Annotated in this window: 11 protein-coding genes; 4 read left to right on the top strand and 7 right to left on the bottom strand. The window is 43.6% G+C overall.

Annotation, left to right across the window (positions count from 1 at the left end):
- Position 1 precedes the first annotated feature (1 nt).
- On the bottom strand, positions 2–2164 hold the full coding sequence (locus MMA19_RS03945) for an EAL domain-containing protein (RefSeq protein WP_240205556.1): 2163 nt from the start codon (positions 2162–2164) through the stop codon (positions 2–4).
- A gap of 14 nt (positions 2165–2178) precedes the next feature.
- On the bottom strand, positions 2179–3138 hold the full coding sequence (locus MMA19_RS03940; protein ID WP_240205555.1) for a phosphate/phosphite/phosphonate ABC transporter substrate-binding protein: 960 nt from the start codon (positions 3136–3138) through the stop codon (positions 2179–2181).
- Positions 3139–3515: 377 nt separating this feature from the next.
- Between MMA19_RS03940 and MMA19_RS03935 the strand changes: the two genes are divergently transcribed.
- On the top strand, positions 3516–4187 hold the full coding sequence (locus tag MMA19_RS03935) for an SH3 domain-containing protein (RefSeq protein ID WP_240205554.1): 672 nt from the start codon (positions 3516–3518) through the stop codon (positions 4185–4187).
- A 32-nt stretch (positions 4188–4219) separates the two neighbouring features.
- Here the strand turns inward: MMA19_RS03935 and MMA19_RS03930 are convergent, their stop codons facing one another.
- Positions 4220–4615, bottom strand: coding sequence for a hypothetical protein (locus tag MMA19_RS03930; protein WP_006069390.1), 396 nt, complete (start codon positions 4613–4615; stop codon positions 4220–4222).
- A 158-nt stretch (positions 4616–4773) separates the two neighbouring features.
- Here MMA19_RS03930 and MMA19_RS03925 point away from each other — a divergent pair, with 158 nt between their 5' ends.
- From MMA19_RS03925 to secF, 3 genes are all read left to right on the top strand, one after another.
- Positions 4774–5241, top strand: a complete 468-nt coding sequence (locus tag MMA19_RS03925) for a hypothetical protein (RefSeq protein ID WP_006069391.1) — start codon at positions 4774–4776, stop codon at positions 5239–5241.
- 113 nt (positions 5242–5354) lie between these two features.
- Entirely contained in the window at positions 5355–7178 is a 1824-nt protein-coding gene (gene secD, locus MMA19_RS03920) for a protein translocase subunit SecD (RefSeq protein WP_006069392.1), read from the top strand.
- Between the two features lie 2 nt (positions 7179–7180).
- Entirely contained in the window at positions 7181–8083 is a 903-nt protein-coding gene (gene secF, locus MMA19_RS03915) for a protein translocase subunit SecF (protein ID WP_006069393.1), read from the top strand.
- Positions 8084–8155: 72 nt separating this feature from the next.
- Here the strand turns inward: secF and MMA19_RS03910 are convergent, their stop codons facing one another.
- The 4 genes from MMA19_RS03910 to MMA19_RS03895 all read right to left on the bottom strand — a co-directional run bounded on the left by MMA19_RS03910 (position 8156) and on the right by MMA19_RS03895 (position 12668).
- Positions 8156–11299, bottom strand: a complete 3144-nt coding sequence (locus tag MMA19_RS03910; protein WP_240205553.1) for an HD domain-containing phosphohydrolase — start codon at positions 11297–11299, stop codon at positions 8156–8158.
- A 157-nt stretch (positions 11300–11456) separates the two neighbouring features.
- On the bottom strand, positions 11457–11591 hold the full coding sequence (locus MMA19_RS03905; RefSeq protein ID WP_006069395.1) for a TIGR02808 family protein: 135 nt from the start codon (positions 11589–11591) through the stop codon (positions 11457–11459).
- Between the two features lie 10 nt (positions 11592–11601).
- Entirely contained in the window at positions 11602–12180 is a 579-nt protein-coding gene (locus tag MMA19_RS03900; protein WP_006069396.1) for a NapC/NirT family cytochrome c, read from the bottom strand.
- A 26-nt stretch (positions 12181–12206) separates the two neighbouring features.
- Positions 12207–12668, bottom strand: coding sequence for a nitrate reductase cytochrome c-type subunit (locus tag MMA19_RS03895; protein ID WP_006069397.1), 462 nt, complete (start codon positions 12666–12668; stop codon positions 12207–12209).
- Between the last annotated feature and the right edge of the window lie 37 nt (positions 12669–12705).

Raw genomic sequence — 12705 nt, 5'->3', positions numbered from 1 at the left:
TTTAGATTTTGAATTCAACCACGTTAGACTCGCTGGCATTGATGAGCCTTTTCACAAAGTCATCCACAGGCATTGGCTTATCGTAGTAATACCCTTGTCCAATCTGGCAGCCGTACTGCGACAGTTTTTCGGCCTGTTCGATTTTCTCAATTCCTTCGGCAACAACAAGTAAGTCGAGGTTTTTGGCCATAGCGACCATGGCCTGTACCAATTGTTGATCCTTAGGGTCAGTGATAATGTCTCTAACAAAGGAACGGTCAATCTTAATTCCGTCTACGGTAAACTTACGCAGGTAACTTAAAGACGAGTAGCCAGTACCAAAGTCATCTAACCATACTTCAATGCCACTCTCACGGATCGCTTTTAGCGTACGTTCTGCCTCATCTTCGTCCTGAAGTAATAAGCTCTCTGTAATTTCGATTCGAATTGCTTTGGCTGGAACTTGATACTTCTCCATATAAAACGCAAACATTTCCACCAAATTCTGTCTGTAAAGTTGCTTCGACGAGATATTGATAGACGCATGGAAATCAGGTGCAAAGTAAGGCGCCCATTGTTGTAGCTGAATACAAAGTCTTTCAATTAACCATTGCCCTAATGGCAATATCATCGCTGTTTCTTCTGCAATAGAGATGAAGTCAACAGGAGGAACGATACCTAAGGTTGGATGTCTCCAACGAACTAGAGACTCTGCACCAAGTATCCGTCCAGTCTTTATGCAAACCAATGGCTGGAACCAAAGTTCGAATTGTTGCAAATCAGACAGTGAACGTCGTAATTCTCGTTCAATATTGGCACGATGTACGACAGACTTGAACATCTTAGGGGTAAAGACCTTATGAGTGTTCTTGCCATCAGCTTTGGCTCGATACATGGCAATGTCTGCGTTTTTGATTAAATCTTCAGAGGTTTTACCGTTATACGGATATCTGGCGACACCTATACTGCCTCCAACAACGAGCTCTTCATTTTCCATCAAAATAGGGGAGCGCACCGCGACAAAGATCTTTTTGATTACGGCGTCTACATCCTCTGTTGTTTTTAAGTGCGGAATAAGCATTAAAAACTCATCACCACCGATACGAGAAATCATGGTCAGTGGATGGTCATTGGTAATGTCACGGGCACATAAACTGAGTTTTTCAGCCAGCCTTATCAGTAAAAAGTCACCACTATCATGACCGTAATTGTCATTGACTACCTTGAATTCATCTAAATCGAGAAACAGCACCGAAAATGAAGTCGCTGGATAAGACTTAATTGTGCTCTGCAGATGCTGTATAAAGCGTGTGCGGTTAGGCAGTTCTGTTAACGCATCGTGATAGGCTAGGTGAGTGATCTTTTGCGTGCGCTGCTCGAGTTTGGTTGCCATTGAACGTACGGCAATACTCAAATCCCCAATCTCATCCTGTCTATCAACCGCAGTGATGTTCTCCGCGCGAGTAAAATCCCCTCGACCTATGGCGTCAGTTTGCTCGGTAAGCTTAATGAGAGGTTTACTCCAACGGCGAGAAATAATGGTTGCGATGATAGCCGAGATAGTCAGTAGTAATACGGCGGCTAGTGCCACGCCGATGTACAGTTCTTCTTTAGAGCGTCGATCGATGGCCTTTATTAGAGTTGTTACTGAATCAATGTCCTTTTGAACCTTATCGAGTGATAGCTCGATAAAAACACCGCCAATTACTTGGTCCGCTGCTGCGATTGGACGGAAAACAGTTAGGCTATCAGGTCCGAAAGACTGAATTGAGCTGCCATAACGTAATACGCTGTTAATCTGGTTGGGGTAAGGGAAAGGCTTACCGATATTTTCCAGTGATTCATCCCCATCATGAAATATTCGCCCCTGTTTATCGAAGATGACCAGACGTTTAACTTCACCTAGTTGAGTGATTGGCTTAATGAGGTAGCTGGCCTCTTCCTGGTTATACATATAAAGAGGATCAAACATCGCATCTGACAGATAGCTTGACATTTGATCAGCGCGTTTACTCAACTCGGCTCGAAAGGTCTTGCTGTTTTGAACGGTTAACTCGTTTAGCAGTCGGCTCGATTGCGCGGAGGAAAGCCATATATGAATACCTGCGCTGGTCAACGTCATGACAACGGCTAGTGCAAATGTCACTAGCATGTATTGTCCTTGTAGTCGTAGTCTCAACTTCATTCAATTACCCTAAATCAGTTGAACCATGCTTCTTCGACTTGAAGACGAGCGGCGTTGTATTGTGGAAATAATGTGAGCTGGGATGAAGGTATCTCATCAAACTTTGCCGTTTTCTGAAACTTTGCAAGTGCAGCAGCGCCCGTCGGATCCGAGTCTGCGTTGAGCAATGTATCTTTAACGGTCTGTTTTACCTCTGTTGGTAGGTCGTTTCTGATAACCATGACACTACGAGGAACACTTTCTGTACGATAGAAAATTTTCATGGTCGACTTTATATGTTGAGGCATATCTCCCAAATCGTCCCAATTAGCGTTAGAGAAAGCGGCCGCATCTACTTGAGAACGATAGACCCAGGTCGATAACGAGATTTCATCTGCTTTACGAAGAACGTCTCCTGTCAGTACGACACCAACTTTATCTTTTAGAACTGGAGTAAAGGAGCTCGCGAAACGTGTTGGGGCTAGATGATGTTCACTCAGTGTTTTCATCGGCAAGTAAAACCCGGAGGTCGAGCTTTGGTCTTCTAAAGCAATAGTTTTCCCGGTTAGATCGGACAATGAATTGATATCGCTGTCCTTGCGGGCAAAAAACACGGTGTGGTATTCAAATTCACCTTTTTTCCAACGTCGAAGAATAATTTCACCATTATGTTCGCTTTGTAAAGCGAGTGCAGCAAACAGAGTTTCAGATACTAGATCTATTTCTCCAGAATCCAACCATTGTCCGAGCTCTAATGCCGATTTGGTTACCTTGACCTCGGCTTTCGTATACCCATATTGACGAAGATTGTCAGCCAGGTACCTGGCAAGTGGCGCAGAGAAACCAATATGCTTTCGGGCTTTGCTACTGAGTACCCCTATAGTGAATGTTTTACCATCCTCTATACTGTTCCCTGCGTTAGTATTGGCACTGACGATAGTAATGCCAAATACAAACTGAGAAATCAGTAGTCCTAATAACAACTTTAAGCGCATTAATAACTAACCCTTACACAATAGTGCTAAACCTATACTAGTCGATTTGATCTTGAAATCGAGTTTAATCACTGACTTAGGTATACCCTAATCGACCAGCTTAGTTGCTCTACATTACATTAAGTAATGGGGAGCGCAAACCAGCGCTCGGTGCTCTATTGATTGAAATATAGTCGTTCTGTTGCAGTAAATACAGACGAAGTAAACATTGCAGAAATACTAGCACATTCATTAACTTAATGAATGTATTTATATGTATTGCTGGATGATTTAAAGCGCGAATTTAGCGAAGTGTGATTATCTGCTAGAATCCTGAGTTAATTATTCGCCCTTGTTGCCGATAACGAATAACAAGCATTAGATAAAATGGGTCAGTTGTGAAAAAGGTAGTGGTTATTGTATTAGCGGTCGTAACGCTAGTATTAGCTGGTCTTGGTATTGCTTATTATCTGGGCTATTTCAATCAAGATGAGACAGAAGCGATTGTGCCTCGAACACATCCTGATTTACAGAATACAAGCGATGATTCGCCTTCTGACATTGTTGTTGAACAACCCAGTCCGCCTCCTTTACCAGAATACTATTTTGTGGCGAGATCATTCGAGAACGTCCTTACTCAACCCGATCTCGCCTCTGCACCTGATGGTGTGGCGTACTATGGTGAAAAGTTGAAAGTTCTTGAGAGAGAGGGTGAGTGGATACGCATCGCGCCTATTTATCAACTCGAAGAAGGGGCGGAAGAAATATCTCAGTGGGTAAATACAAAGCACCTAGTGACTAAAGAGGTTAACCTGAGTGGCGAGCGTTGGTTAAATGTCTTAACGGACTACATCGAAGGCAGTGACGACTTTATGCTCTATCAAGAAAAATTCTTTGATGCTTCCACTAAACTGGTGAAGCAAAAGCGATGTCGATTGTCTGATTTTGAAGAACTAAGTGGTTGGGTAAAATCGATCAATCATCAAGACAGTGTTTATTTTACCTACTGTGGTGGGATTGAATCGGAGAATAAAGTTTATTTGAATGTCGCGACAGGAGAGTTATTTTAATCTGCTGCGATAAGAATATTACCACCAATAGTTTAATAGTCGTCCTGTTCCCGTTCTGCATTACGGGCCATCTCTTTAGCATACTGTTTGAGGCGCTTAAGAGCGGTGAGGTCGCCTCTCTCGATATGCTCTATGGGCGCGTAACCGTTTAAGTTTTTGGCATTGTTTCTGACATTAATGAAGTTGTTGATGAAATGAGAGCTTTCGAACGCGTTACGCAGTAGGCCATCAATTTCAACCACTAAGTGAACTCGCTCAAGTGTTGAAGGACCAATAGGGACAGTGGCAGGCGTAACTTTTAAGCGAGCATGCTGCTCAGGCGAAATTTCTAAAATGGCTTCTGTCTGTAAATTAGATGCACCCCATCCATCGAGTACGTTTAATGCGTACTTTACTAAGGTCAATTTTTCATTTTGTGACAGTTCCATTGTCATTCCTTTCTATCGTTACTCTTTGACTATAGTTTGCGACATTTATTACCTCAACATGAAGTAAACGGTTTCTAATATTCGATTTAGTATTTTTTATTTGTCTTTGAGGCAACATAGGCAGATAATGCAGATCTTGGTGTCATGAGGCTAGTTTTTTGTCTAAGTTCTATTTGCAGTTTATCGTTTCTCTGGTTGTTGCGTTTTTCGCTCCGCTAGGTGTTGCTGCGTCTGAATCGGCAAATCCACAGAACTCATCTTCTGGTATTTCTCTATGGGAAGATCAAGCTTCACTTGGTGTTTCAACCAGACTTGGCCAGACAACCAGACAAAACCCAACTCCTCAAAAGCCGAAATCAAAGTCATTTGGCGACCACGATGCTAAGGCGATACTCACCGTCTGGCGTTGGACTGGCAACAACAATGAGAACCATGAATTAGAAACGCCTACTTATAGTGTGGTGTTCGATTATAGTTGTACTGGCCAACAAGAGTTGCGCAGTGCTGCCGTTAATGAAGCGCTGATAACCCCTTTCTTCCTTAATTATGTCCAAAGCAACCACCGTATCAGTGGTTGGAAAGATGGCAACACGCTCTACGTTTTCCTGAATACCCAATACGCATAGTTCGTTTTCAACCGTAAATCTATCCACCTCTACTCCAATGTAATACATGGAGAATAGTAGGTGTGCTTATCTTTATCTGTATTAAAAGTTCAGCATAACGCTGAGGGAAAACTATGCGTAAAAAGCCTCAACCGAGAGCAGTATTAAACAAATACTCTACTTGGAAATATATCGTTCTTGTCGTGACCTGTGTGGTCTTGACTCTAAGTGCTTTACCGTCTTGGTACGGCGAGAAGCCTGCTATTGAGCTGAAAGTGAGCGAGCACAACGAGCATTTAAACTCGGTATTCAAAATCAATTCCTTACTACATGACGACGGCATCAAACCAGAATCCGTCAGCATGGAAAACAATGTCGCTCAACTTGTATTTGACAATGAAGCGGAGCAAACCAAGGCTCGAAATGCCCTTGGGGAGTGGGTGAGTAAGGATGACAGCATGTCCTACTCTTACACATCAGTCGCACCCGAATGGCTCCAAACGATGGGCTTTACTCCAATTAAACTTGGTTTGGACTTACGCGGTGGCGTTCAATTCTTATTGAACGTTGACGTAGACCAAGCAGTTTCTGAGCAGCGTGATGCAGTGGTCGATGAGATTAAGCAAGACTTGCGTAAAGAACGTATCTTCGGTGTACAAGTACGCCCTGACACTGATACGGGCATTCGTGTTACTTCAAAAGACAGCGAAGGTGAGATTGCTGTTCGTAAGTTTGTGAATGCTAACTACCCAGAATGGCAAGCGAAGGGAGAAGGGGATGAGCTATCTATTAAGATGAAAGCTCAGAACTATGCAGATTTCCAAAATCTAACCATGCAGCAAAACCTAAAAATCATGCGCCAGCGTATTGAAGAATTAGGTATCACGGAAGCAATGGTTCAGCGTCAAGGCGAATCAGGTATTCGTATCGAACTTCCAGGTGTTCAAGACCCATCATTGGCAAAACGCGTGATTGGTGCTACTGCGAGTTTGGCTTTCCATGAAGTCAGCACGTCATCAAACCCGGTGTCTACACTTAAAGTGAAAGACGAACAAGGCAAACCGGTTACTTTGGTGAAGAAGCCAGTATTGACGGGTGAGCACATTGTTAATGCTCGCGTAGGTTTTGACCAAATGCATCGCCCTGAGGTTGATATTTCCCTCGACCATGCTGGCGGCAAAATGATGAGCGATTTCTCTGCAACGCACATCGGTAAGCCAATGGCGACGGTCTATCGCGAGTACGGTGTGGATGCACGAGGTGAAACTCAGCGCAATGAAAAAGTCATCAGTGTGGCAACCATTCAATCCCAATTGGGTAGTCAGTTCCGTATTACAGGTTCGGGTAACCTGGAAGAAGCTCAGCAACTAGCTCTGCTACTTCGTGCCGGCTCTTTGACAGCGCCTGTGACCATTGTTGAAGAGCGTACTATTGGCGCATCTCTCGGTGCGGAAAATATCCAAAATGGTTTTGCAGCTTTAGCATTAGGCATGGGACTAACTCTGACCTTTATGGCGCTTTGGTATCGTCGATTAGGTTGGGTAGCCAATGTGGCGTTGGTGCTGAATATGAGCTGTTTATTAGGTCTAATAGCACTGGTGCCAGGTGCCATCTTAACGCTTCCGGGTATTGCTGGTTTAGTACTTACAGTCGGTATGGCGGTAGATACCAATGTACTTATTTTTGAACGTATCAGAGATAAATTGGCGGAAGGGCGTAGCTTTGCTCAAGCAATAGACCAGGGTTTCAACTCTGCAGTGGCAACCATTATGGATGCAAATATCACCACCATGATTACGGCGGTTATTCTATATGCCATTGGTAATGGTCCGATTCAAGGGTTCGCATTAACGCTAGGCCTTGGTCTGCTAACAAGCATGTTCACGGGCATTTTCGCATCGCGTGCAATTATTAATTTGAAGTGGGGACGAGACACTCGTCGTGAGGTGAGGGTTTAATCATGAAAAACTTCTTTAAAACTAATATTCGTTCCATTCGATATTTTACTAATGTGCTTTCCATTGCTTTGGTCGTGATTTCGATCATCGCCGTTGGAATGAGAGGATTGAACTTCGGTTTGGATTTTACCGGTGGCGTTGTATCAGAGGTGCAACTGGCATCAAATACCAGCCAAAATGAACTGAAACAGACACTAGAACCCGTTTTAGGCGATGGCATTACAGTTACCCAGTCAGGAGAAGAAGGGCGCTGGACTATTCGTTATGCTGCAGACCAAGGTGCAGCGAAACACAATGAGTTCAAAGAAACGCTGCTGAAGGCATATCCAGGTTCTACCATTGTCAGTGACAGTATTGTTGGTGCTCAGGTTGGTCAAGACCTTTATGACCAAGGCGGTTTGGCGCTGTTAGTTTGTTTGCTTTGTATCTTAGGCTACTTGAGCTTCCGATTCGAATGGCGTTTGGCTAGTGGCGCATTAGCGGCACTTCTGCATGATGTCATTTTAGTGTTGGGCTTTTTTGCGTTGACTCAGATGGAGTTTAACCTCACGGTTTTCGCTGCGATCTTAGCCATCTTGGGCTACTCGCTCAATGACTCGATTATTATTGCCGACCGTATTCGTGAAATCCTAAAGTTGCGTCCAAATGAGCAAACTGCTGATGTAAGTGACCAAGCAGTGATAGCGACGTTTGCGAGAACAATGGTGACTTCTGGTACTACTCTGATTACCGTTGCTGCACTTTGGTTATTGGGCGGTGATGCATTGCAAGGCTTCGCTACGGCAATGTTTATTGGTATTTTCTCCGGCACTTGGTCATCAATTTCAATGGGTACCGTTATCCCAGAATGGTTGCACTTAGAATCGAAACATTACCAACCGATAGAAATAGATACAGCACCTTAGAAAGTTCTTGCAATTGCATACGAAAAACCGCCAGTATTTGGCGGTTTTTTCTTGGGTTCTCAGTTAAGTTTCTTAACTGAGATACTTACTTTCATCCACCTCATCAATCTGCGTAGGGGCCAGGAATCGCTTCGAGTACGTCATGTATACGCGACTCTTAATGAATAATTGGAATACTTCCATGTCAACGTGCTCTTCCAGAGCCATCTTATGTAAAATATCCAAAGACTCACTGATGGTTTTAGCTTTCTTGTAAGGTCTATCTGCAGCTGTAAGTGCCTCAAAAATATCCGCAACGGCTAAGATACGCTCTGGGATTGACAACTTGTCTCCGGTTAAACGTCTAGGGTAGCCATCTCCTCTCATTGTTTCATGGTGAGTAGTAGCGATTCGTTCCACGTTTTTGAGATCTTCAGGAAAAGGGATACTGCTCAGCATCTTGATACCAGCAATCATATGTTCGTTAATTTTAAAGCGCTCTTCTTGCGTCAATGTTCCTCTTGAAATGGAGAGATTATAAATCTCGCCAAGATTATATAGGTGTTCAGGAACGTTCATATTGATGCCTAGCTTTTCATCTAACTCGTAGTCTGCAGAGCGAGTGATGATATGCTCTGGTCTATCGCTAAGTAGTGGCTCGCAAGCAGGCGACCTCGTTTCTGCAGATAGACGTTGTTCTTCTAACGGTGACAAACCAAGGTAACGGTCAAAGTGGCTGGTCCAGGTTTGTTTGCCTATTTCGACAATGCGAACTTTGTCTTGCTCATTAATAAACTCGTTTCCAACATTTAATTGTGCAATGAAGCTAAACTGCTCTAGGAGTTCTTCTTGACGTTGCTTTAGGTTTTGTTTCGCATCAGTGGCCAAGTTTGGCTGCTCTAACTGAATGTTTAGCGCTGTAATTTCAGCATCGCGCCATAACACTTCAAATCGAGTTCGAATTTCATGAATTCGGTTATAGTTAGTTTCCAATTTGGTTCCTTTATCGACCACATACTCTGGTGTGGTGATTTTTCCGCAATCGTGCAACCAAGCAGCAATGCGAAATTCTCTGCGTTTGGCTTCGTTTTCAAACTCAAATGATTCAAAGATGCCGTCGTTCGATTGCTCTGCAGCGTCGCTAAGGAGGAACGCAAGCTCGGGGACTCGTAAACAGTGTGCGCCTGTGTAAGGCGATTTCTCATCGACGGCACGCGCGATAAGCTGAATGATTGCCTCAATAAATGCATCCTGCGAGCGCTGAAATGCATCTAAAGACTGCGACATATCATAGATAGCATGAGATAACTCATTCACCTCCCGCACAGAACTGTTGAACGCCTTCACTTTATTATATTGGCGGTGTTTAATTCGCTTGGTTTGCAGGAGTAATTTCTTAATCGGACTGGACATCGGAGTGCTGATACGCCACACAAGAGGAATCATGATAACGAGTGCAGCTAAGGTCCAGAGAGAGCTATTGATAATGTACTGATAGGCACTACCTAGAAGTTTCTTTTCCGGTATGGTGAGTACGAAATATTCTTGGGGTGTGTCGTTAACTTCAGTGATATAAACAAAGTGCTTTTGTCCCTTCATATCGACAGAGGAGATCTTTTCATGGAAACTTGGATCTTCCAGCATAGATAGCAGCCGATTTGAAGGAATATGGCTAGTGTGGTGTTGGTCGCTATTCAGCCATTTGTCTGCTAACACGGTACGCACTTTCTCCTGATCAAGATAGGTTAGCGCTTGATTAATCAGTTCTATGTACGGCTTAAGCTGCTCATTAGCAATAAAAACGAAGTCAGTTGGAAAAGCTGGATGTTTTTTTAACGACTGAGTCTTCAAGTCATAGTTAATTAGTTTTTCGACTTTACTTTTGATTACAGGTGCAACATCAACAATACCTACAATTTTCTGGGTCTGTACATCTTCGAACGCTTCATCATAAGTATCGTAGGCATAAACGGTAATACTTGGGTAATCTTTTCTCAACTGCTCGACAATAGACCAACCACCAAGGAAGCCGACTGTTCTGCCTTTGAGGTCATCCCACGATGCTATATGTGGTGCGCTTTTATGCGTAGCAATGGCGTACTCAAGAGAATATAGGATGTCACTTTCGATACTGTGGTCAGAGACATTACTATCACTAGCAATAGATTGCAGAATATCAATTTTGCCCAGACGAAAGTCGTTAACGAGTTCCTGCCAACTTCGACCATTAATGTACTCAAACTGTAGTCCGGTGGCATCAGAGATTAGCGTGAATAAGTCGATGGCAAGTCCGTCCGGATTGCCAACCACAGTAAAATCGATAGGCTCCCAATCTAATTGATTTGATACTTTGAGCACCGGTGAGTTGATAACAAGATCAAGCTGTGTATTTGTTAGTGGCATTTTATCGATGAAGGGCAGGCTATTTGCCGTGTCTAATATAGTATTGGTGCCAATAATCCGACCCTCACCATCCGTTATGTAAGCATCTGCTCCCTCCAGCGCGACATTATCAGACAAGCTATCTTCAAAGTGTTCATTTAGTGAAGCGAGAGCAATATCGACGCCAATGACAGCGTTGAGGCTCGGTATCTTACGAGAAAATGTCTGGCCAGTGACTCGTAGGTTGTGAAAGAGATAAGGTGTGGTTTTATAGACCTCTTCTTCAGAGGCACGTGTGTACCATCCCCTTTGTGTTGGGTAAAAAATACTGACTTCTTCTTGCTCTCTACTGAGTTCAAAATTATCGAAGTAGAATCGTGTGCGCTTGACCCGCTTTTCGTCGATATCATTGGAATGTTCGATAACCATCCAAGATTCGCCTTCAAGTAGGTTCAATTTATCGGAGATGTATTTAGGTTTCAGGTTGATGAGTTGAAGAAAGTCATCATTATCAAATCCGATATAAATGCTATGGATAAATGGGTTACCGAGAAATGTGGCTCCAAACAGCTCAATTAGTTCCGAAGGACTCTTTTCGCTTAACTGGGTACTCAATAGGTATCCCAGTTGAACCGCAGACTGCTCTCCGACTTGATCGATCTGTTCCAATCGCTGTGAGACCAATGACGAAATCAACTGATAGTTCGCTAAGGCATGGTTGACTTCGCGTTCTTTAGTCAGTGAATAAATGACGGTAGCCGAAATTAAGGCTGTAGCTGTGATAGCGAGAGTAAACAGTAACGCTACAACACGGCGTATGGAGAGTTTGCTAGATGTTTTGTTTTTCTTGGACATGACCACTGACACTTTCTACAACAGAGGGATAGCGTGAGCTTTAATAAGCTGATTCTACTCTATTTGTTTCATTTTATTGGAGTAAATTAACTATAGTAGAAATCATGTGGTTAAGAGGGGAAAAATAAAAAGCCCCGCATGAGCGAGGCTAAAAGCTTTATTGCTGTTTGTCTTTACCGAGAGACAACAACCATATCGAAACGGCTGCGACTCCAACGAATCCCGACAAAATGATGACTGGCATTGCAGCATAACCTAGTACGTGCCAAATCACCGATTCTAATGTACTCATTCAGTGCTCCTTATTGCCAGCCTTCCACACCTTTCATATCAGGCAGTTTGTGTGCGATACCTTTGTGGCAATCAACACAAGTTTTATCGCCAGACGCTAATGCAGTAGAGTGCTGCTGCACGCTTCGTGGGCCTTGCTCGGAAAAGTCCATGTAATCAAATTCATGACAGTTACGACACTCAAGGGAGTCATTGGCTTTGAGTCGAGCCCATTCTCGTTCAGCTAGGTGTCCACGTCGTGCTTGGAACTTCTCAGGAGTATCGATGGTTTTCAACACATAATGTGCAAACAACTCTTTCGAAGCTTGAACCTTACGAACAATTTTGTCTGTCCAGTTGTGAGGAACGTGACAGTCAGAGCAGATTGCACGAACACCAGAGCGGTTCGAATAATGAATTGTCTCTTGGATTTCAGCAACAATTGGTGCGTGACATCCAGAACAGAATTCTTCAGTATTCGTTGCTTCCATACCCGTGTTGAAAGCACCCCAAAATAGCAGACCGCCGGCGAAACCAAGGAATAGCACAACACCAGCTGCTGCTTTACTTGGTGACTTTAAACGAGTCCAAAACGCTTTAAGAAATTTCATATATAGCCTCTCTTAATACTTCGTGGCTATTCAGTACGCAATGAATCTACGCGCTCAAACTCGTTACCTACTAGCGGTTGTGCATCAACCTGAGGAACGTGGCACTGCAAGCAGAAATAACGACGAGGGGAAACGTCCGCTAAAACAGCATCTTCACGGTTCATATAGTGAGTTACGCTGATTTTAGTCGCACCTGCTTCTTTCGCGTTTTTCCAGCTATGGCAAGCCAAGCATTTGTTTGCGTTAAGCGATACTTCATAGTTGCGAATTTGATGAGGGATCAGTGGAGGCTGATACACGTAATCACTCTCAATCACTTGGTCTTTAGGAATATGTTTGAAGTCATCCGCTGGGCGTGTGTCTTCAAGGTTACTACTACCACGAAGTGAATCTAGACCACCAGTTCCACCCGGGTTATTCAATTCTGCTTGCGCAACACCTGCAATCAGTGCACCAACAGAGAGAATAGCGACAATCAGTTTTTTCATTTTGTTATCTCCGCCTTAAGGCTAATTCTTCGGTGGC

It is taken from the genome of Vibrio sp. CyArs1 (assembly GCF_022432925.1).
GTDB lineage: Bacteria > Pseudomonadota > Gammaproteobacteria > Enterobacterales > Vibrionaceae > Vibrio > Vibrio mediterranei.
The sequence above is the reverse complement of the archived record's forward strand: the minus strand, read 5'-3'. Positions and strand labels throughout refer to the sequence as shown.